General features: G+C 65.4%; 19 protein-coding genes. 17 read left to right on the top strand and 2 right to left on the bottom strand.

Annotated features, from left to right (window positions below; genetic code table 11):
• Positions 1 to 95 precede the first annotated feature (95 nt).
• Positions 96 to 1331, bottom strand: a complete 1236-nt coding sequence (locus ABF648_RS07460) for a cation:proton antiporter (protein WP_415631671.1) — start codon at positions 1329 to 1331, stop codon at positions 96 to 98.
• Positions 1332 to 1732: 401 nt separating this feature from the next.
• Here ABF648_RS07460 and ABF648_RS07455 point away from each other — a divergent pair, with 401 nt between their 5' ends.
• The 9 genes from ABF648_RS07455 (at position 1733) to ABF648_RS07415 (ending at position 10351) form a co-directional block, all read left to right on the top strand.
• Positions 1733 to 3544 carry a CTP synthase gene (locus ABF648_RS07455; protein WP_415631683.1) on the top strand — a complete coding sequence of 604 codons (1812 nt, stop codon included), beginning with the start codon at positions 1733 to 1735 and terminating at the stop codon, positions 3542 to 3544.
• Positions 3541 to 4203: an NUDIX domain-containing protein gene (locus ABF648_RS07450; RefSeq protein WP_415631670.1), complete on the top strand. Its 663-nt coding sequence runs from the start codon at positions 3541 to 3543 to the stop codon at positions 4201 to 4203. Before ABF648_RS07455 ends, ABF648_RS07450 begins: the two co-directional genes overlap by 4 nt.
• Complete coding sequence (locus ABF648_RS07445) at positions 4160 to 5416, top strand: site-specific tyrosine recombinase XerD (RefSeq protein WP_415631669.1); 1257 nt, start codon at positions 4160 to 4162, stop codon at positions 5414 to 5416. The genes ABF648_RS07450 and ABF648_RS07445 overlap by 44 nt, the downstream gene beginning before the upstream one ends.
• A 30-nt stretch (positions 5417 to 5446) precedes the next feature.
• Positions 5447 to 6349 (top strand): ParA family protein, encoded by a 903-nt coding sequence (locus ABF648_RS07440; protein WP_415631668.1) that lies wholly within the window; start codon positions 5447 to 5449, stop codon positions 6347 to 6349.
• Entirely contained in the window at positions 6334 to 6804 is a 471-nt protein-coding gene (locus tag ABF648_RS07435) for a hypothetical protein (RefSeq protein WP_415631667.1), read from the top strand. The genes ABF648_RS07440 and ABF648_RS07435 overlap by 16 nt, the downstream gene beginning before the upstream one ends.
• The gene (locus ABF648_RS07430; protein WP_415631666.1) at positions 6797 to 7717 is read left to right on the top strand and encodes a segregation and condensation protein A; all 921 of its coding nucleotides are present in this window, start codon (positions 6797 to 6799) and stop codon (positions 7715 to 7717) included. Before ABF648_RS07435 ends, ABF648_RS07430 begins: the two co-directional genes overlap by 8 nt.
• Positions 7714 to 8439, top strand: a complete 726-nt coding sequence (scpB, locus tag ABF648_RS07425) for an SMC-Scp complex subunit ScpB (RefSeq protein WP_415631665.1) — start codon at positions 7714 to 7716, stop codon at positions 8437 to 8439. The genes ABF648_RS07430 and scpB overlap by 4 nt, the downstream gene beginning before the upstream one ends.
• The gene (locus ABF648_RS07420) at positions 8436 to 9179 is read left to right on the top strand and encodes a pseudouridine synthase (RefSeq protein ID WP_415631664.1); all 744 of its coding nucleotides are present in this window, start codon (positions 8436 to 8438) and stop codon (positions 9177 to 9179) included. The genes scpB and ABF648_RS07420 overlap by 4 nt, the downstream gene beginning before the upstream one ends.
• Before the next feature lie 101 nt (positions 9180 to 9280).
• The gene (locus ABF648_RS07415) at positions 9281 to 10351 is read left to right on the top strand and encodes an FKBP-type peptidyl-prolyl cis-trans isomerase (protein WP_415631663.1); all 1071 of its coding nucleotides are present in this window, start codon (positions 9281 to 9283) and stop codon (positions 10349 to 10351) included.
• An 85-nt stretch (positions 10352 to 10436) separates the two neighbouring features.
• On the opposite strand, the gene gluQRS is transcribed toward ABF648_RS07415, so the two are convergent.
• On the bottom strand, positions 10437 to 11408 hold the full coding sequence (gene gluQRS, locus ABF648_RS07410) for a tRNA glutamyl-Q(34) synthetase GluQRS (RefSeq protein ID WP_415631662.1): 972 nt from the start codon (positions 11406 to 11408) through the stop codon (positions 10437 to 10439).
• A gap of 137 nt (positions 11409 to 11545) precedes the next feature.
• Here gluQRS and ABF648_RS07405 point away from each other — a divergent pair, with 137 nt between their 5' ends.
• The 8 genes from ABF648_RS07405 to ABF648_RS07370 all read left to right on the top strand — a co-directional run bounded on the left by ABF648_RS07405 (position 11546) and on the right by ABF648_RS07370 (position 19792).
• Positions 11546 to 12502: a helix-turn-helix transcriptional regulator gene (locus ABF648_RS07405; RefSeq protein ID WP_415631661.1), complete on the top strand. Its 957-nt coding sequence runs from the start codon at positions 11546 to 11548 to the stop codon at positions 12500 to 12502.
• Positions 12499 to 13443, top strand: coding sequence for a helix-turn-helix transcriptional regulator (locus ABF648_RS07400; protein ID WP_415631660.1), 945 nt, complete (start codon positions 12499 to 12501; stop codon positions 13441 to 13443). Before ABF648_RS07405 ends, ABF648_RS07400 begins: the two co-directional genes overlap by 4 nt.
• Before the next feature lie 142 nt (positions 13444 to 13585).
• A complete protein-coding gene (gene tatA / locus ABF648_RS07395; RefSeq protein ID WP_415631659.1) occupies positions 13586 to 13978 on the top strand; it encodes a twin-arginine translocase TatA/TatE family subunit in 393 nt (130 codons plus the stop codon).
• 93 nt (positions 13979 to 14071) lie between these two features.
• Positions 14072 to 14860 (top strand): twin-arginine translocase subunit TatC, encoded by a 789-nt coding sequence (tatC, locus tag ABF648_RS07390; RefSeq protein ID WP_415631658.1) that lies wholly within the window; start codon positions 14072 to 14074, stop codon positions 14858 to 14860.
• Between the two features lie 9 nt (positions 14861 to 14869).
• On the top strand, positions 14870 to 15880 hold the full coding sequence (locus tag ABF648_RS07385) for a diacylglycerol/lipid kinase family protein (protein WP_415631657.1): 1011 nt from the start codon (positions 14870 to 14872) through the stop codon (positions 15878 to 15880).
• A 136-nt stretch (positions 15881 to 16016) separates the two neighbouring features.
• Positions 16017 to 18782, top strand: a complete 2766-nt coding sequence (locus ABF648_RS07380) for a DEAD/DEAH box helicase (protein WP_415631682.1) — start codon at positions 16017 to 16019, stop codon at positions 18780 to 18782.
• A gap of 60 nt (positions 18783 to 18842) precedes the next feature.
• Positions 18843 to 19172: a putative quinol monooxygenase gene (locus ABF648_RS07375; RefSeq protein WP_415631656.1), complete on the top strand. Its 330-nt coding sequence runs from the start codon at positions 18843 to 18845 to the stop codon at positions 19170 to 19172.
• Between the two features lie 233 nt (positions 19173 to 19405).
• Positions 19406 to 19792: an integrase core domain-containing protein gene (locus ABF648_RS07370; RefSeq protein WP_415631655.1), complete on the top strand. Its 387-nt coding sequence runs from the start codon at positions 19406 to 19408 to the stop codon at positions 19790 to 19792.
• Positions 19793 to 20342 lie beyond the last annotated feature (550 nt).

Raw genomic sequence — 20342 nt, 5'->3', positions numbered from 1 at the left:
GCGGGGGAGCCCTGAATATGGCACAGCGAAATCTCCCCTGCACAACATTGGTCTGCGAAATATGTGAATTGTGGGATATTCGTGAGTGCCATCCCTCACATGACGTGTTTGGGGGCCTTGCTTCGTCCAATACCCAGAACTGTGCCGGTGATCAGCGGATCAACAATGCCGTGCATCAGCAGGCTGCCGAACACCAAAAAGGTGCCTGCGTACAGGATGGACATTCCGTGATAGTGATCCAGGGTGTTGAAGGCGAGCAGTGCGCACATGATTGCTGCGATGCCTCTCGGACCGACAAGGCCCATGACGGCGCGTTCCCGCCAACTCGTCTGGCTGCCGATGAGGGACACGAACACCGGAAGGATCCGGAACACGGTGAGCGCGAGTATCGCCATGAGCACGAGTCGCCACCTGAATTGGCCATCAAGAACCGTCAGCGAGACGCACCCGAACAAGAACCAAATGGCTGCAGTGGCGAATACTCCGATGTCGTCCACAAGGGCCAGTTCCGGACGTTCCATCACGTCGTCACCACCGGCTCTGGCGCGAGTGAACCGATAGGATATTCCTGCCACGAATGCCGCGACGAATCCGTTGGAGTTCAGGCCGACAGCTACCGCATAGGTCACCAGCGGCAGAGCAAGAATTCCGACTCTGACAGACTGGGCGGTCATGAAGTCGTACTTGCTGCACTCAGCCACCAGCCAACCGAAAATGCTGCCGATGACGAGTCCGACGAGGATGGACAGAATCGCCCACCAGGCCGCGTGCTCCACGGCGTTGAGGCTGAGGAAGACGCTGCGAGTGCCCTCGGCCACGGCCAGCGCAAAGACGAACAGCGGGGAGACGAGGCCGCCGTTGTATCCGCTCTCCACATTGAGGGTATTTCGCAATCGTGGGTGAATTCTTTCATCACGCAGCATTGCGCCGGCAGTCGAGAAATCGGTGGGGATCAGAATGCACGCAAGCACCAGCACGACTGCCCAGGGGAAATGGGGCAGCAGTGCGCGCCCGGTGAAGAAGGCAAAGGCGATGGACAGCGGCAGTGCGATGAACAGCAACCGTATGACCAGTTTCGCCTGGGCCCAATTCAATCCTCCACGTACCTCGATTGCGGCCGAGAAGAATGTCACTGCCAAGATGAGCTCTATCATTTTCTCAGCGAGAGTCGTGCTGAGTTCCTGGGCCAGATTCTGGCCGAAGAAGACAGAGGCGAGCATCCCGCCGAGGACGAAGAACAGCGGACCACTGATGAGCCAGCGAGCGAGCTGTTCTGCGATTACCGACCACAACAATCCGAGAACGAGCGCGCATACGATCAGTGCATCCACCCCAGCAGGGTAGATCTTCTTGGGGAACCACGTCTCTTCGCGATGAAGCAGCTCCGAGACAGGGGCAGAGACAGGAATGCGCGGAATTTGGGAATTGGTTTTCCACCCTCATCAAATCGGCAGCCACGGGCCGGGCCTTCCCATACATCTCCTGCCCGGCCTGCTGCTGCCGATCGTGTGGGCGAATCCCTTCCACAGAGTGGGGACGCACCGAGCTCGGGCATCCCCTGCAGGCTGCGAACTCTGGTGCGATGTCCCTCGTGAGAGTTTCCGTGCCGCCTTCATGGGGCTGGCCCATTGTGATCGGGGGTTCTCTTCTTCTCGTCGACGCACAACACGAGATGGAGCGCTGGACCTCGCCGTGCGGCGGTTCTCCACGAGCAGCGCGTTCCGACTCCCGGATGCACCCCGGAGGTGATCCGAGGACTCCGCGTCACCTATGCTGGAGGTCCGTGGGCAACGCCAAACAGACCAAGCACATATTCGTCACCGGAGGCGTCGCCTCCTCCCTCGGCAAGGGCCTCACGGCATCCAGCCTCGGCAGCCTGCTCGTCTCACGTGGATTGCGTGTGACGATGCAGAAACTCGATCCCTATCTCAATGTCGACCCGGGGACCATGAACCCCTTCCAGCACGGCGAGGTCTTCGTCACCGACGACGGTGCCGAGACCGATCTGGACATCGGCCACTACGAACGATTCCTCAACAGGAACCTCACCGCGCGGGCCAATGTGACCACCGGGCAGGTCTATTCCACGGTCATCGCCAAAGAGCGTCGCGGCGACTTCCTCGGTGAGTGCGTGCAGGTGATCCCCCACATCACCGACGAGATCAAGGCGCGGATGATCGGTGTGGCCCAGCCCGGCGACGATGTGGTCATCCACGAGATCGGCGGCACCGTCGGCGACATCGAGTCGCAACCCTTCCTGGAAGCCGCCCGCCAGATCCGTCACGACATAGGCCGCGGTAACACCTTCTACATCCACGTCTCACTGGTGCCCTATATCGGGCCGTCCCACGAACTGAAGACGAAGCCCACCCAGCACTCGGTGGCGGCGCTGCGTTCGGTCGGAATCCAGCCGGATGCCCTGGTCTGCCGTTCGTCCATGGCGCTGCCGGAGTCGATCAAGCGCAAGATCGCCTTCTCCTGCGATGTCGACGAAGAGGGTGTGGTGGCATGTCCCGATGCGTCGAGCATCTACGCGATTCCGAAGATCCTGCACCACGAGGGCCTGGACGCCTATGTCGTGCGCGTGCTGAACCTGCCCTTCCACGACGTCGACTGGACAACCTGGAATGACCTGCTCGACCGTGTCGAGCGTCCCGCCGAAGAGGTGACGATCGCGCTGGTCGGCAAGTACATAGACCTGCCCGATGCCTACCTGAGTGTTGTCGAGGCCATCCGCGCCGGCGGTTTCGCGAACTGGGCGCGGGTACGGGTGCGCTGGGTGAAATCCGACGACTGCGAAACACCCGAGGGCGCTGCCGAACAGCTGGGCGACGTGGACGGCATCGTGGTCCCGGGCGGATTCGGTATTCGCGGCGTGGAGGGCAAGCTCGGTGCGATCCGCTACGCCCGCGAGAACAAGATCCCCGCCCTTGGGCTGTGCCTGGGCTTGCAGTGCATGGTGATCGAGGTGGCCCGCGACGTGGCCGGCATCACCGATGCCGCGTCCAGCGAGTTCGAGCCCGACAGCCCGCATCCGGTCATCGCCACGATGGCCGAGCAGCGCTCCATCGTCTCCGGTGAGGGTGATCTCGGCGGTTCCATGCGGCTGGGCGCCTACCCTGCCGAGCTCAAGCGCGGCACCGTCGTGCAGCGGCTCTACGGCAAGACCAAGGTCTCCGAACGTCACCGGCACCGCTACGAGGTCAACAACGCCTTTCGCGAGCAGTTGGAGGAGGCCGGGCTGGTCTTCTGCGGTTTGTCCCCGGATCACGAGCTGGTCGAGTTCATCGAGCTGCCACCCGAAGTGCATCCCTTCTTCGTGGCCACCCAGGCACATCCCGAGTTCACCTCGCGTCCCACCGCGGCCAATCCCCTGTTCCGCGGCCTGGTCGAGGCTGCCATCGAGCGCTATCACAGCACTCATCGACGCACCTCGAGCAGTAGAAGCTCCAAGCCGGCCCGCCGCCGTCCCCGGTCCACGGCTGGGCAGAAGCGCCCGGCGAGGCGCACTTCCACCACCCGGCGCACGGGAGAGTCGCAATGAGTGGGCTGGTGGACCGCGCCGAGCACTGGCCCATCAAGAGGCATACCGTCGAGGCAACCGGACGGGTCTCCGACTTCGTCGAGGACGAGGTACTGATGCCCGACGGGCAGACGATGGTGCGCCAATGGGTCACTCACCCCGGTGCCGTCTCGATCATGGCCCTGGACGACCAGAACCGAGTGGCCGTGGTGCACCAGTACCGTCACCCGGTGGGCATGCGGCTGGTGGAACCGCCGGCAGGCATTCTCGACGTGGATGGCGAATCGGCATTGACCGCGGCCAAGCGCGAACTGGCCGAGGAAGCCATGCTCGCCGCAGAGGACTGGCGTGTGCTGGTGGACTTCTTCAGCTCGCCCGGGGGTTTGCAGGAATCCCTTCGGGTCTTCCTGGCTCAGGGTCTGCACCGGGCGCCTCGCCCTGATGGCTTCCTCGTCGAGGAGGAGGAAACCGACATGGGGCTCTCCTGGCTGCCGCTCGACCAGCTGGTCGAGCTGGCCTACGCAGGGCAGGTCCAGAATCCGAACATGGTGTCCGGCACCTTGGCTCTGGCGTTGGCGCAGCGGGAGGGCCGCATCGACAACCTTCGCCCCGCCGACACGCCATGGCCCTTCCGCGATGAGTTCCGAGCCCGCGCGAAGGAGATCAGCGCGCTTGGCTGACCCGGCTGATGGCGTGCCCGGCGACTTCACCGGACACTCCGAACAGCAATCTCGCGACCCTGCTGCGTCGAGCGACCGGAGCGCAACAGATGGGGCCGGTTCGCCGGGCTCCCCGGAATCAGATTCATCGGCATCGGACTCGTCGGCAGCGGCGCCCCTGGTGGCGTGGGTGCGCGGTTATCTCGACCATCTCGCCGTGGAGCGCGGCCTGTCCGCCAACACTCTCGCTGCCTACCGGCGCGATCTGAATCGCTACATCGGCTGGCTGTGTGACCTGGGCATCGCATCGCCGGACCAGGTCGATGCACCCCTGCTCGCCGGCTATGAGCGGTTTCTGGCTACTGGTGACGAAGCTCACAGACCCCTGGCTGCGTCCTCCATCGCCCGGGCCATGGTGGCCATCCGCCGGCTGCATGCATTCGCCGTGGCCGAAGGCCTGGCCACCCACGATCCCGCCGCGGAGATCCATCCGCCGAAGACCGGAAAGCGGTTGCCGAGGACTCTCACCATCGACCAGGTCGCCAGCTTGCTGGATTCGGTCGAGCGGGAAACCCCGATCGGGCTGCGCGATGCAGCACTGCTGGAAATGCTCTACGGCACCGGCGCCCGGATCAGTGAAGTGCTCGGCCTCGACGTCGACGACCTCACCCGCGTACAGGACGACCCCGACGCCGGGCTGAGGGTCACCGGCAAGGGCAACAAGCAACGGATGGTGCCGCTCGGCAGTTACGCCCGCTCTGCTGTGGACGCCTGGCTGGTGCGCGGCCGTCCCGCGCTGGCGACCTCGGCGCGCAGGGCAGTACCTGCGCTGTTCCTGAACACCAGGGGAGCCAGGCTGAGCCGGCAGAGCGCCTGGGAGATTCTGCAGACCAGAGCGCAGCAGGCAGGAATTGGGGGGCCGCCGGGGCCGCCCCCCCCCCGCGCCTCGGTCGGCCCCCCCCCCAGCCCCCCAGGGGCCCCCGGGGCGCCCGCGCTGCGCGGGTGTGCTAGCGCCACGCCCGGCGGCCACCCGCCGGGAGTCGCGGCCCGGGGGGCCCCCCACAGCCTGCGGCATTCCTTCGCCACCCATCTGCTCGACGGCGGTGCCGACATCAGGGTCGTCCAGGAACTGCTCGGTCACGCCTCAGTGACGACCACACAGATCTACACCGAGGTCACCGCGCAGCACCTGCGCGAGGTGTACGCCAGCGCCCATCCGCGGGCGCGTGGCTAGGCTGAGCCAAGCAGATGTGAGGAGTGGGACATGACAACGCAGGAACCCGCCGGTGATGGTATTGACGGCGAACTCGCCGATGGCGAGGAGAACCATGTCGATGCAGCCGGCCGCGTCGTCCCGCCGCTCGTCGTCCCGCCGCTGGGAGAGGGCCCGACCCACGCCGTTGTCGTCGCGGTGTGCAATCAGAAGGGCGGCGTCGGCAAGACGACGACCACCATCAACCTCGGCGCCGGTCTGGCAGAGCTGGATCGCCGGGTGCTCGTGGTGGACTTCGATCCCCAGGGATCGGCCTCACTGGGCCTCGGCGTGCACCCGCACACTCTCGACCAGAGCATCTACAACCTGCTGCTGAGCCGCGACGCCGAATTCGACAATGTGGTGCTGCCCACCAAGGTGCCGGGCCTCGACCTGATGCCGGCCAACATCGACCTGTCCGCTGCCGAGGTGCAGCTGGTCAGCGAGGTAGCACGCGAACAATCCCTCAAGCGAGTGCTCGACCCGGTGCGGGATCGCTACGACTTCATCCTCATCGACTGCGCGCCCTCGCTTGGCCTGCTCACGGTCAACGCGCTCACTTCCTCCGATCGCGTGATCATCCCCCTGGAGTGCGAGTACTTCGCGCTGCGCGGCGTGGCCCTGCTCACCGACACCATCAACAAGGTCACCGATCGGCTCAACCCCGACCTGCGGCTGCTGGGCGTGCTCGCCACGATGTTCGACGGGCGCACCCTGCATACCCGGGAGGTCTTCGCCCGCGTGCTGGAGGTTTTCGGCGACGAGGTCTTCCACACGGTGATCCGTCGCACCGTGCGCTTCCCCGAGACCAATGTGGCCGGTGAACCGATCCTCAGCTATGCCCCTTCCTCGCCGGGCGCCACGTCCTACCGCAACCTGGCCAAGGAGGTGCTGATGCGATGCCACGACGAGTGAGCCTGCCGGGTGCGGACGAACTGTTCCGCCCCACCGAGGACGAGCACGAGCAGGAGCCTGCGTCAGGCATGGTCACGCGGTCATCCACCGACGGGATGTTCGAAGGTGTGTCCTCGAAGGATGCCGGGAAGCGGTATTCGGGCGCCAGGAATTCTGCGGGCAGGAAGAGCCTGGCGGATTCAGGCTCCAGCGGGCGGGTGAGGCACGACGAGAAGATCACCATCTACCTGTCCAACGAGGAACTTCTCGGTCTGGAACAGGCCAGGCTCACTCTGCGCGCCCGGCACGGCATCACGGTGGACCGCGGCAGGCTGGTACGCGAGGCGATCGCGATGGCCTTGAACGGTCTCACCGAGCAGGGCGAGAATGCGCCCCTCGTGCTGCGGCTGGATGGGACGACGACGACAGATCCCGACCAGTCCGGCCACGACCGCCATGACGGCCCCGGTGACTGAGCAATCCGCAGGCGATGCTCCGGCGGCACAGTTCCACGTGCGGCTGGAGAATTTCGACGGTCCCTTCGACTTGCTGTTGCAGCTGATCGGGCGCCGCAAGCTCGACATCACCGAACTGGCGTTGTCTCAGGTCACCGACGAATTCCTGGTCCATCTGAAGGCATTGGGCAAGGACTGGGACCTCGACCAGACCAGCAATTTCCTCGTGGTGGCCGCCACTCTGGTGGATCTCAAGGCGGCCCGTCTGCTGCCGAGCGGCGAGGTGGACGATCCTGAGGACCTTGCACTGCTGGAGGCCCGTGACCTGCTGTTCGCCCGACTGCTGCAATACCGGGCATTCAAACAGGTGGCTGCGATCTTCGCCGACCGGATGGCTGAGCAGGATCTGGTGTTTGCGCGGCCCGGCGGTCTGGAGGATCAGTTCCGGGGCCTGCTGCCCGATGTCACCCTGCCGGGTGGTGCGGACGGGCTCGCCGCCTTCGCCGTCCGTGCGCTGTCCCCGCCGGATGTGCTGGCGATGCCGGTAGAGCAGCTCCACGTGGTGACGGTGAGTGTGCAGGAACAGGCCGAGGTGGTTTCGCGGCGTCTGCGGGAGGCGGGCTCGCTCACCTTCCGGGCGCTCACCGCCGATGCCGACAGGATGACTCTGGTGGCGCGCTTCCTGGCGCTGCTGGAGCTGTTCCGCAGAGCCGCGGTCGCCTTCGAGCAGATGGTCCCGCTTGGCGACCTGACCATCCGGTGGACCGGCCGGCAGACCGGTGAGATGCACATCAGCGACGAATTCGACCGCCCCGCAGGGACGGATATGACTACGGGCTCCACAGGTGCGGAATCCGGCGCCAATTCAGGGTCACCGAAACCGGAAACCCGCCCCATGTCGGCGGACGGCACCGAACACGGGGAGGACTCATGACGAAGGATTCAGTGGCGAAGGATTCAGTGAGGGAGGAACCCGCTGATTCCGGCACGGCAAGCCCTGGTCCAACAAGCACGCAGTCCATCGCCGATGCCACTCCGCCCAGCGCCGAGGAGATCGCACCGCTTCTGGAGTGCCTACTGCTGATGGCAGAGGAGCCCCTCGAGCCGGTCGTCCTCGCAGAAGCTGCCGGTGCCCCGGTGCCGCTGGTGGAGCAGACTCTGCGTGAACTGGCCGACCGATACACGATGTCTGGTCGAGGCTTCCAGCTGCGGCAACTGGGTGGGGCCTGGGGATATGCCACCCGTCCCGAATACCACGATCGGATCGCCGCCTGGGTGAGGGCCGGCGGCCAGAACCGGCTGTCCCAGGCCGCGATGGAGACCTTGTCGGTGATCGCCTATCTGCAGCCAGTGCCGCGATCACGCGTTTCCGCGGTGCGCGGCGTCACGGTGGATGCCGTCGTGCGCACCCTCATCGCCCGTGGCCTGGTGGAGGAGCGGGGCACCGATGACCACAGCGGCGCGGGCCTGCTGGTCACCACGAGCTATTTTCTGGGCCGTCTAGGCTTGAACAGCTTGTCCGAGCTGCCCGACATCGCGCCGCTGTTGCCCGATGCCAGCGCATTGGAGGCCGAGTTGTCGAATCTTGCCGACCGGACGGGATCGGAATCCGGCGTCATGGAGCAGGCATCTGCTGATGAGGAGAACCAGTCATGACCGATGAACCACGCGACACCGAGGGCGTGCGGCTGCAGAAGGTGCTGGCCCAGGCGGGCATCGCCTCGCGCCGTGCCAGCGAGCAACTCATCGTCGAGGGCAGGGTGGAGGTGGACGGGCGAGTCGTCACCGAATTGGGCACCCGGGTGGACCCCGGGCATGCCACCGTCAGGGTGGATGGCGCCCGTATTCCGCCGCCGCGCCGCCACCTGTATCTGCTGCTCAACAAGCCTCGCGGGGTGGTCTCCACGATGGAGGACCCGCAGGATCGTCCCACTCTGGCTGAATACGTGCCGCGCCACCAACGCCTTTTCCATGTCGGAAGGCTGGACACCGACACCGATGGGCTCATCATTCTCACCAATGACGGCGAATTCGCCCACCGGCTGAGCCACCCCAGCTACGAGGTGCCCAAGACCTATCTGGTGGATGCCGAGGGACTCCTCGAGAACCGCACGCTGCGCCGGCTGGAAAAGGGCGTCACCCTGGAAGACGGCTTCATCAAGGCGGACAAGGTGAAACTGGTCACCCGCGGGCCCGAGCACACCATGGTGCAGATCACGCTGCACTCCGGGCGCAACCGCATCGTGCGCCGCATGATGGACTCGGTCGGCCATCCGGTGCGCAAGCTCGCCAGGATCGCAATCGGACCCGTCCGCCTGGGCAGATTGCAGGCCGGAGAGACCAGGGAGCTGAGCCGGGAAGAACTCGGCGAACTGCTCGACCTGGTGCACATGTAGCGGGTGCACATGTCACTCGGCCGCTGCCCGGCCGGATCCGTGACGGCACGTACCAGTGCGGCTGCGGTGACGGCAAATAATGGTCGGCTAGCATGACCCCCGTGCGTCCGACCTCTTCTGACAACCGTTCAACCCACAGCCGTTTCCGCAATCCACGCTGGCTCACCGTCACCGGTGCGCTGGTCGCCGGAATGCTGCTGGTCACCGCGGCGGGTTGTTCGAAGGGCAATGCCTCGGGCGCTGAATCACCCAGTGGCTCGGAGTCGGCATCGGCCACCGCGACCTCGACGAGTTCCGCCAGCACCCCGCCGAGAGTGATCACCTCGCTGGACGATATCCACGTCTCCGGGGACTTCAACCAGACGCCGACGGTGACGGCTGACTGGCCGCTCAAGGTGGACGAGACGATGAGCAAGGTGCTGATCAACGGCACCGGTGCTGCGGTCGCCAGCGACTCCACCGTGGAGATCAACTATCTGGGTATCGATGCCACTACGGGCAAGACCTTCGATTCCAGCTTCAGTCGGGGATCCACCACCTCCTTCAGCCTCGCCCAGGTCATTTCCGGCTTCTCCAAGGGCCTTGACGGCAAGCATGTCGGCGACCGCGTGCTGCTGGCCATCACGGGCGCCGACGGCTACGACTCCGCCGGCGGCTCGACCCAGGCCGGCATTTCGGTGGGCGACACGCTGGTCTTCGTCGTGGACATCGACTCGGTTCAGCTCACCCAGCCCTCCGGCGAAACCGTGACGCCACCAGCCGGACTGCCGGCCGTGGGCGGAGACATCAACAACCCAACCATCTCCTTCCCGGCCGATGCCAAGGCACCCAGCGATCTCGTGATCCAGCCCCTCATCAAGGGCACTGGCAAGAAGGTTTCCGCCGGTGACACCATCACCGTGAACAATCTCGGCGTGGAGTGGGGCAATGGCCGGGTGATCAGCACCACCTACAACAATGGCAATCCATCGCCGGTGAGCGGCGCGCTGTCCTCGACGCTGGAGGGCTGGCAGAAGGGCCTGGTGGATCAGACGGTCGGTTCCCGTGTGCTGCTCATCGTGCCCGGTTCGATGGCCTACCCCAATGGCAATTCCACTCCGAGCGTCTCCGCAGGAACGACGCTGGTCTTCGTCGTCGACATCCTGTTCACCCAGCCCGCGTCCGCCTCCTGATGCCAGAAGGGCGCACCTCTGGGTGAGGCCAGGTCTTCGATGGGTCTTTGTACAGGCCCGGTCGGTGGGTCAGTTGATCGACGGTTCAGCGCGGACCAGGGGCAGCCAGCGTTGTGGGCACCGTCCAGTCCTCCGCAAGCGCGGGGGAGTGCAGCTTCCCGGTTCCGCGTACCGCCCGCAGTAGTTCTTGGGCGGATTCGCAGTGCGGAAGCTCGCAGGAGTCGGCGAGCATCCCCACCACCTGCGGGGTGGTCAGGCCGATGGCGTGCAGACCGGGCAGCGTCAGATCGCCATCGCGCTTGGCTAGCCGTCTGCCCTGGCCATCGACCACCAGACCGACGTGCACATAGTCGGGCACAGGGTGGCCCAGCGTGGTGGCCAGCCAGGCCTGTCGCGGCGAGGATGACAGAAGATCCCGGCCCCTGGTCACCTGTGTGACGCATTGCGCGGCATCGTCGACGACCACCGCAAGGTTGTACGCCGGAGTCCCGTCGTTGCGCACCAGCACGAAATCGTCCACGTCGCCGGTGAGCACTCCGGCGAACCGGTCGTGCACCTGCTGACGGGCGCCGTGTGCACGCACCCGCCATGCCGGGCGCCGGGTGGCGCGCCTGCGTTCGCGTTCTTCCGGACCGAGATGGGCACAGGTGCCCGGGTAGCGTCCCATTTCCTGGTGCGGTGCACTTGACGCCAGGGCGATCTCCTTGCGGGTGCAGAAGCACTCGTAGCCGTTCAGCCCTTCGATGGCCTGCCGATACAGCTCGATCCGGTCGCTCTGACGCAGCACCGGCCCGTCCCAGTCCAGGCCCAATTCGTCCAGATCGCGCAACTGGTGATCCGCCACGCCAGGAGCTGCGGCAACGCGCGCCCGGTCGAGGTCCTCGATGCGCACCACGAAGCTCAAGTCCTCGGCGCGTGCCACGAGCCAGGCGAGCAGAGCGGTGCGCAAATTTCCCAGATGCAGCTCAGAGGTGGGCGAGGGAGCGAAGCGGCCGGCGCCTCGCGTCGGCGGGGCGGGGGCGACGACATCGCGTGCATTGCGACTGGGCTGCTCCACGCCGTCCATGGTGGCACGCCCGCGGGGCAGTGCCCGTCGCCGCCAGGAACACCTGCAAGGAGCCATTCGTCCAGTGGCAACGCCTGCTGGCGCGTGTCAACCGCTCCGATGGCGGACCCGCTGGTAGCCTCACGCGCGTGGCACCCCGTGCGACCGAACGCCTCATGAATCTCACGATCGCTCTGCTCCTGGCGCGGCAGTTCGTCACCAAGGAGCGGCTGCGCACGCTGGTGGAGGAGTACCAGGACCTCAGTGACGAGGCCTTCAACCGGCAGTTCGAACGCGACAAGGACCTACTCCGGGATCTGGGCGTGCCCATCGTCACCGGCTCCAATGATTCCTACTTCGATGACGAGACCGGCTATCGCATTCCGCGCGCCGATTTCGAGCTGCCCGCAGTGTCCTTCGACGACGAGGAGCGATCCGCACTCGGACTGGCGGCCGGTGTGTGGCAGCAGGCCAGCGCCGCTCGGGGCACGGTGGCGGCGCTGAACAAGCTCCGCGCTGCCGGGATCGATCCCGACGCTGAGCGGCTCGACGCGCTCGCGCCGCACATCAGTGCCAGCGAGCCTGCCTTCGACATCTGCTGGCATGCCACCTTGGAACGCTCTGTCATCACCTTCGGGTACCGGGGCAGGGGCCGGCGGACGGTTCAGCCGTGGTGCGTGCGCTGGCGCAAGGGCAGTTGGTACCTGCTCGGTCACGACGTGAACCGTGATGCCCCCAGGGTGTTCAAGATGAGCCGAATGGATGACGTACCGCAGGTGGCCGGGGCGCCCGGCGGATATGAGATCCCCGCAGACGTCGATCTGGCCGCGATGGCTGCGAGCCTGGAACCCGGGGCACCCGACAACTTTGCCGTGGTGGCTGTCCGAGGACAGAGGGTGCCTTGGTTGCGCAGAGCCGGTACGCCGGTGGAGGCCGGTTGCGACCTGCCCGATGACTTCGGCTGTTATCGGGTGCCGTTCAGCACCGCCAGTGACTTCGCGTCCGAAATCGCGTCTGCCGGCCCCGATGCCCTGGTGATCTCGCCCTCGGATCTGCGCGACGAGGTGATCGCCATGTTGCGAGCCGTTGCTCAGGAGAACTCATGACCAGCTACGACCAGGTCCGGCGGCTGCTCGCCGAGGTTCCCTACCTGCGGGCACATCCGGGCGTGAAGGTCTCGGAGGTGGCGACCACCTTCGGGATCACGTCCAGACAGGTGCTAAAAGACCTCAACGTGCTGTGGATGTGCGGCCTGCCGGGCCGCCTGCCCGGTGACCTCATCGACATCGACATGGATGCGGTCGAGGGTGAAGGTGTCATCAGGCTGTCCAATGCCGACTACCTGTCGCGCCCGATGCGGTTCACCGCTGATGAGGCCACCAGCCTGGTGATGGCCCTCACCGCCATTCAGGAACTGGCGACCGGCGAACTCGCCGGGGCAGCGGCCCGGGCAGCAGAGAAACTGCGACGGGTCGTGCCGCAGACCGGTGACGAACGAGTTGCCATTCAGCTGGCCTCGGGTGGCAGCGTGGTGCGGGACACGGTTCGCCGCGCAATTGAGAGCAAGAAGCGATTGCGGCTGGAATACGACAATGCGTCCCGCGGTGAGACGACCCATCCGGTGGTCGACCCGGCGGTGATCGAGGTGCGCGAAGGAATCGCCTATCTGCATGCCTGGAGCACCACCCCCGGTGCATGGCGAATTTTCAGGGTGGAGCGAATCGCCGCCGCAGAATTCACCGGGGGACATGCCGAGGATCACGGAGATCCGCCTCGCGACCACGATTGGCTGGACGAGGGAACTCCGCAGGTCACCCTCGATCTCGCGCCGCAAGCCCAATGGGTGGTCGAGTACTACCCGACGGTGAACACGCGATCGCTTTCCCATCACGTGCTCAGAGCAACATTCCGGGTCGGTTATCCCGACTGGATCACGACATTGTTGTTGCGACTGGGCCCCGGGGTGTTGCGCGTGGATCCCCCAGGTGTGTCCGGTGAGGCGCGGCGTCGCGCAACACAGGCACTTGAGCTCTACGGGAGCTTGTGAACAGTGCTGACGGACTGAACCGAACGCACCTTCGCCAGTTTCCGGGTCAACGCACCGCGTTGACGACTTAGCCCGAGCTGTACTCTTGTGGTGGTATCGTGGCCGGCCCGGCCTGATCTGGCACCTTCTGAGGGAGTTACTCATGGACTTGGGTTGGCAAGAACTGCTGATCGTACTGTTGATAGCCGTCCTGATCTTCGGCGGCTCGCGGCTCGCCGGCTTGGGCAAGGCCACCGGGAAGGCGATCAAGGAGTTCAAGCAAGAGACTCACGATCTCCACGACGACGATCAGAAGAAGGGTGCTGCCGCACCGGGTGCCCCGGTGGCTCAGGCGCAGGCGCAGCCCCAACAGCCGCCGGCTCCGCAACAGATCGCTCCGGCCCATCCTTATCAGCAGACTCCTGCGCAGCCCTATCAGCCACCGCAGCAGTATGCGCCCCAGAATCCTCAGCAATACGCGGCACAGCCCCCGCAGCAGTCGGTTCCGCAGCAAATCGTCGACGGAGAGATTGTCGACCCCGGCCAGAACTCCTGACCCGGAGTAGATATGGCCACCACCGTTGACGGCAGTTCATCGTCCGGGGGCCCAACAAGACATCAGAGAACCCGCCGCCACATTCTTCCCGCGATGTTGCGGCCGCCGGAGATGAACGAAGACGGGTCGATGGAACTCATCGACCATCTCCGTGAGTTGCGTTACCGGGTTCTCGTGTCGATGCTGGGTATTTTCCTCGTCGCCATGGTGTGTTTCATGTTCTACAACCAGCTCATGGACATCGCCTTCGCCCCCATCAGGCAGGCGATCGCGATGTATCAGGCGACGAACCCCGATGCCAAGGTGGAGATCACCACCAGGAACATCACCGGTGGTTTCACCCTGTTCATGAAGATTCCGATCATCGCGGGCTTCATCCTGTCCTGCCCGATCTGGCTGTACCAGGTGTGGGCCTTCATCGCACCCGGCCTGCTCGCCAATGAGAAGAAGGCGGCCATGCGCTTCATCTTCTCCGCGGTGCCCTTGTTCCTCATGGGTGTCCTGCTCGGCTACTGGATCTCGCCCAAGGGCTTTGCCGTCCTGTTGCAGTTCAACCCGCCTGGCGTGCTGAATCTGAATGACGCGAACGAATTCTTGAGCTTCGAGATGACGCTGCTGCTGGTATTCGGTCTCAGTTTCCTGTTACCGGTCATCCTCGTGACGCTGGACTTCTTCGGCATTGTCAACGGTGCCGGATTGGCCAAATTCCGCGGAATTGCGATCTTCCTGTGCTTCTTGTTCGCTGCGGTCGCGACTCCGTCCACCGACCCCATCTCGATGTCGGTGCTTGCCGTGCCGATGTCGCTGCTCTATGTCGTCGCTGAGATAATCTGCAAGCGCGCCGACAAGAGGCGTGCGGCAGCGCTTGCCGCCGCCGAATGAGCGATTTCCGTGGGATCAACCGATCCGCGGCACATCACGCTGCTCCTCAACCCGGCTGCTGGGCGAGGGCGGGTGCACCGTCTCCTCCCCCGCATCGTCCGGCGCCTCGAGCAAGAGCTGCCGGATTCACAGCTGCGAGTGGTGCAGTCCGCCAACCCGGATGACTTGGTTCGTCAGGCCCTGCTCGCCGTCAGCTGTGCCACGGGTCCGGAGCCCGGCATCCGGCCGGATGCATTGTGCATGCTCGGCGGTGACGGCACAGCCAGCATCGGGCTCAATGCCTGCGCCGGTAGTGGCGTCTCGTTGGGCGTGATCCCAGCAGGCACCGGCAATGACTTTGTGCGCGGAATCGGTGCGCCACGCAGTGCCCGGGATGCCGTCACAGCCATCGTGGCTGGGGTGGCGCGCCGAATTGATCTGACGGCTGTCCACCTGGTGCGTCATGCCGATCCGACCACCCACCACACCCAGAATGGCGATGCTCAACCAATGCTCCAAGCGCGGAGTGGCGATTCCCAGCCTTTCTGCCATGTCGGATCGGTGGTCTGCACCGGATATGACGCCGCAGTGAATATGCACGTCAACAATTCCCCGATTGACCTGGGGAAGCTCTCCTATGTGTGGGCATTGCTGGCAGAGCGGCGCAGTTTTCGCCCGGAGCGCTATCGGATGAGCATCGACGGCGGCCCCGACCGAAATCTCGACGCACTGCTGGTGGCGGTCGGGAATGCCGGTGTGATCGGCGGGGGGATCAGGATCTGTCCCGAGGCCGATCCGTCCGATGGACGGCTGGATGTGACCGTCGTGCATCCTGTGCGGATGACCAAGCTGGCGCGTTCTCTGCCCGCGCTGTATTCGGGCGGTATCGCAGCCATCGATGAGGTGGAGACCTTCCGCTGCCGCCGCATCGTGCTGGATGGCGACTGGCAGGAGGCGACCGGGGACGGCGAACCGATCGGACCGGGACCACTGGACATGCGCTGCGATCCAGGTTGTCTCGACGTCCTCGTCGCTCCGTGAGTGCGGCTGTGCTCGTTCGGTGGACCTGAGCGCGACTGCGTTCGTTCGGTGGACCTGAGCGCGACTGCGTTCGTTCAGTGGACCTGGGTGCCACCGCGCTCACTAGGGTGGAGGCGTGAGTGTTCCTCCGCCCGAGATCAGCGAGCCGCTGGCCCAGTTCGAGACCGGCTACGGTTTCCGTTTCGATCCCTTCCAACGGGAGGCCTGCACCGACATCGACCTGGGTCATGGCGTGCTGGTCGCCGCGCCCACCGGCTCTGGCAAGACGGTGGTGGGGGAGTACGCCTGCGAGTGCGCGCTGCGCGAGAATCGCCGCTGCTTCTACACAACGCCCATCAAGGCGCTGAGCAATCAGAAGTACCACGACCTGGTGGAGCGCCACGGCAGTGCGCAGGTGGGCCTGCTCACCGGTGACCAGGCCATCAACGGGGACGCACCGGTGGTCGTCATGACCACTGAGGTGCTGCGCAACATGATCTACGCCGGCTCGCGCGGGCTGGACACGCTCGGCTATGTGGTGCTCGACGAGGTGCACTACCTGTCGGACCGCTTCCGCGGCGCAGTCTGGGAAGAGGTCATCCTCGGACTGGCCGAATCGGTGCAGATTGTGGCGCTGTCAGCCACCGTGAGCAATGCCGAGGAATTCGGCGACTGGCTCGACACCGTGCGCGGCAATGTCGACGTGATCGTCTGGGAGAAACGCCCGGTGCCGCTCTACCAGCACGTCATGGCCGGACACGAGCTGCTCGACCTTTTTGAGGACGAACACAACCGCGTGAACCCGAGGTTGGTGAATCTGGCAAAGCAGGAGTCTCGCGAGCAGCGCGACGACTCCAGACGCCCTCGCGGACGCAACGGGCGCGGCAAGCGGCAGGTGCACTACGGCTCGGGCCAATTCGGCGGGGCGAGTTCTGGGCGCTATACCGACCGTCACCATGACGGGCCGAGGCTGACCCCCAGCCGATCAGCAACGGTGAACGCGCTGAGCCGTGCCGGACTGCTACCCGCCATCTACTTCATCTTCAGCCGCAAGGGCTGCGACGCGGCCGTGCGCCAGCTGCTCAACTCGGGAGTGCGCCTCACCTCCCGCCGGGAGGCGGCTGAACTGCGCGAGATCGCCGAGCACCATGGTGCAGTGCTGAGCCGCGCCGATCGTGATGTGCTCGGCTGGCGCGGATTCGTGGAGGGCCTTTCCAGGGGCATCGCAGCCCACCACGCCGGGCTGCTGCCGATCTTCAAGGCCATCGTGGAAGAGGGCTTCACGAAGGGCCTCCTGAAGCTGGTCTTCGCCACCGAGACCTTGGCACTGGGCATCAACATGCCGGCCCGCACGGTGGTGCTGGAGCGTCTCGTCAAGTACAACGGCGAGACGAACGCAGACATCACCCCCGGTGAGTTCACCCAGCTCACCGGCCGCGCCGGGCGTCGCGGGATCGACACCGAGGGCCACGCGGTGGTGCTCTGGCAAGCAGGAATGGACCCCAGGGCAGTGGCGGGGCTTGCCAGCCGGCGCACCTACCCGCTGCGCTCCAGCTTCACCACGAACTACAACATGGCCGTCAATCTCGTGCACACCGTTGGCCGCGACAGGGCCCGGCGGCTGCTGGAGCAGTCGTTCGCACAGTTCCAGGCCGACCGGCAAGTGGTGGCCCTGGCACATCAGAACAGCGCCGTGCAGGAGCGCGCCGACCGGCTGTGGGCCCAGGTGCAGTGCTCCCGGGGCGATTTCGTCGAATACGCTCGCATGCGCGAACAGGTCGGTGAGTTGGAGGACGAGCGGGCGCGGCTGCGCCGCCAGGACCGCCGGGCGGCCGTGTCTGATGCCCTGGAGGACCTCACTCCTGGGGATCTGTGCAGTATTGCGAGTGGCCGGCATCGCGGGTGGTTCGTCGTGGTCAGGCCTGTCGGCAAGGATCGCCACGAGCCCGATCCGCTGGTGATGACCGCGGAGCACCAGCTGGTGAAGCTGTCCGCCTCGGAGTTGTCCGAGCCACCGCAGACGAAGGGCAAGGTGAGGATTCCGCGTCGTTTCAATGTGCACTCGGCCACCGACCGCCGCACCCTGGCCCGCGCATTCGATGCCCGGGTGGAATCCTTGGACGACAGCGCGCCATCGCCCTCCGACATCTCACCTGATGAGGGCCTCACCGCCCAGATCGATGAGCTGCGTGCCGCGATGATGCTGCACCCCTGCCACGGCTGCCCGGATCGGGAGAGCCACGCCAGGATCGCCGAGCGGGCGCTTCGGCTGGAACGCGAACAGAAGGTGAGCAAGGCCCGCGGCGCAGCCAGGGCCAATTCGGTGGCGGCCCGCTTCGACCGCACCTGCGCCGTGCTCGATTCGATGGGTTATCTCGACCCTGAGGCAGGCCAGGAATTGCCGGCGCCGGGCACGGTGCTCACCCGGATCTACACCGAGCTGGATCTCGTCACGGTCGAGGCGATCCGCCGCGGCGTGTTCAACGGGATCGACGCCGCTCAACTTGGCGCAGTGCTGTCCAGCCTGGTCTACGAGGCCAGGGCATCGAGCTCCGGGGCGATTCGGATGCCCGACGAGGTGAGCGCTCGGGCTGAAGGAGCATTGCGGGCCGTGTGGCGCGATGTCGGTGGTGCCGAGCGCAAGCATCGCGTGGAGCGCGGACGAGATCTCGACATCGGCTTCTCCCAGGCGGTGTGGCTGTGGGCCCGTGGTGCGGACCTGGCCACTGTGCTGGACGAATCGGGCTTCCTGCCCGGCGACTTCATCCGCTGGGTGCGCCAGGTCATCGACCTGGCGGGTCAGATCGGTTCGGCCCCCGGCCTTGCAGCTCTGGGCGCCGGTGAGCTGGGCCACACAGCTCGTGCACTGGTCGGACAACTACGACGCGACATCGTGGACTTCGCCGTCGCCGACGAGGGCTGAAGCAGTCCACGGGGGCGGATTTCCACTTGTGTGCGCGCTCACGCGCGCAAGGATGAACCCATGATTGCGATCACCGTGAAATGGGACGTCAAGCCGGAGTTCACCGGTCAATTCCTGGAGCTGGTCGATGACTTCACCCAGGCCTGCCGCGCCGAGCCGGGCTGTCTGTGGTTCGAATGGTCGCGTTCGGTGGACGACCCGAACCAGTTCATCCTGCTGGAGGCATACCGAGACAAGGCTGCGGGCAAGGAGCACGTGGAATCCGAGCACTTCCGCACCGCCATGGCCACCCAGGGCCAGTACGCATCCCGTCGCCCTCGCGTGGTGAGCGTGGAGGTCGACCAGGATGGCTGGGCGCCCTTGGGCGAAATCGACATGCCGGGCGAGTGACCGACACTGTGGCGGGGGCCCGCCACTTCATGGAAGTGATGGATGGGTTGATCCCCATCGGCTGCAAGCCTTGACAGCCGGCTGACCTGAAGGGGTTTCCAGACCCCTTGAGCCTGGGGACCCCTTCCGTTGTTGTGGGGTTGGCCCCGTCCTGACTGGTTCCCCTGTCAGGGAACTGCCAGAGTGCTCGCGGGGTATTCGTCCGCACGATCGCTGACCACTTGCGGGCCGACGTGGTCGATGCCGCCCTGCGCCAGGTCGTTGCCCTGCGCGGCGAACTGCCCGCGAAGGTGATCTTCCACGCCGACCGCGGCGCCCAATACACCGTCAGCAACTGGCCGACACCGCCCGCGAACTTGACATCTTGCGGTCCATGGGCCGTACCGGGGGTGTGCTGGGACGAGATGATCGCCGAATCGTTCTGGTCCGTGTTCGAGAACCGGCACTGCCACCGGCATGTGTTCGTCACGATCGCTGACGCCCGCCGCAGCTTCTACGCCTGGATCGATGGCTGGTACAAAACCCGCCGACGCCACTGCGCAATCGGCTGCATCAGCCCGCTACAGTACGAGCAACAACTCGCCGAACAGCCCGAGCCGATGGTCCCCATGGCTGCCTGACCAAACAACCACCTGTCCGGAATTCAGGGTAAACCTCAGATCGACCCACGCGAACGGGCACACGATCACGTTGACTCGTGACGTGATGTCTCGGGTGCACACCTCGACGGCCCCGGTGGGCAGGTTGCCACCGACGCCTACGATGGCGACGGACGGCTGACCGGCGTGTCGCACACTCGCACGGCGACCGGACGTCGGTTACCGGGCGACAGGTGTTTGCGTCGTGGGTGCGGACAGTTCAACCACCGAACTGCCACGTTGCGTGATGTCACATCGTCCGAGCAACTTTTCCCGACTGCCACACAGGGTGGCTATGGCGCGGTCATCGTCGCGGACGGCTTGCGTCGCTCGACCGTGTGAGATCTGGCCTGGCAACTGGAGAGCCGACCCACCGAGCTGATGTTCCACTCACGGCTGATAGACGCTGCCGGGCCCCGCATGCAGATCAGTGGTGGTGGGCCTGTCGCTGGTGAACGTGGACCTGCCACGTTTCAGGGCTCTTCACAGATGAGGGTGTAGGTGGGGTCTGAAGCCGCCGGTCTCGAGCAGG

Source organism: Propionibacterium sp., from assembly GCF_047719395.1.
Lineage (GTDB): Bacteria > Actinomycetota > Actinomycetes > Propionibacteriales > Propionibacteriaceae > Propionibacterium.
The sequence above is the reverse complement of the archived record's forward strand: the minus strand, read 5'-3'. Positions and strand labels throughout refer to the sequence as shown.

What these genes read in the sequence shown, in the direction of transcription:
- ABF648_RS07455 (WP_415631683.1), top strand. Translation starts at nt 1,733, where the DNA reads ATGCACCCCGGAGGTGATCCGAGGACTCCGCGTCACCTATGCTGGAGG.
- ABF648_RS07450 (WP_415631670.1), top strand. Translation starts at nt 3,541, where the DNA reads ATGAGTGGGCTGGTGGACCGCGCCGAGCACTGGCCCATCAAGAGGCAT.
- ABF648_RS07445 (WP_415631669.1), top strand. Translation starts at nt 4,160, where the DNA reads ATGAGTTCCGAGCCCGCGCGAAGGAGATCAGCGCGCTTGGCTGACCCG.
- ABF648_RS07440 (WP_415631668.1), top strand. Translation starts at nt 5,447, where the DNA reads ATGACAACGCAGGAACCCGCCGGTGATGGTATTGACGGCGAACTCGCC.
- ABF648_RS07435 (WP_415631667.1), top strand. Translation starts at nt 6,334, where the DNA reads ATGCCACGACGAGTGAGCCTGCCGGGTGCGGACGAACTGTTCCGCCCC.
- scpB (WP_415631665.1), top strand. Translation starts at nt 7,714, where the DNA reads ATGACGAAGGATTCAGTGGCGAAGGATTCAGTGAGGGAGGAACCCGCT.
- ABF648_RS07420 (WP_415631664.1), top strand. Translation starts at nt 8,436, where the DNA reads ATGACCGATGAACCACGCGACACCGAGGGCGTGCGGCTGCAGAAGGTG.
- ABF648_RS07400 (WP_415631660.1), top strand. Translation starts at nt 12,499, where the DNA reads ATGACCAGCTACGACCAGGTCCGGCGGCTGCTCGCCGAGGTTCCCTAC.
- tatA (WP_415631659.1), top strand. Translation starts at nt 13,586, where the DNA reads ATGGACTTGGGTTGGCAAGAACTGCTGATCGTACTGTTGATAGCCGTC.
- tatC (WP_415631658.1), top strand. Translation starts at nt 14,072, where the DNA reads ATGTTGCGGCCGCCGGAGATGAACGAAGACGGGTCGATGGAACTCATC.
- ABF648_RS07375 (WP_415631656.1), top strand. Translation starts at nt 18,843, where the DNA reads ATGATTGCGATCACCGTGAAATGGGACGTCAAGCCGGAGTTCACCGGT.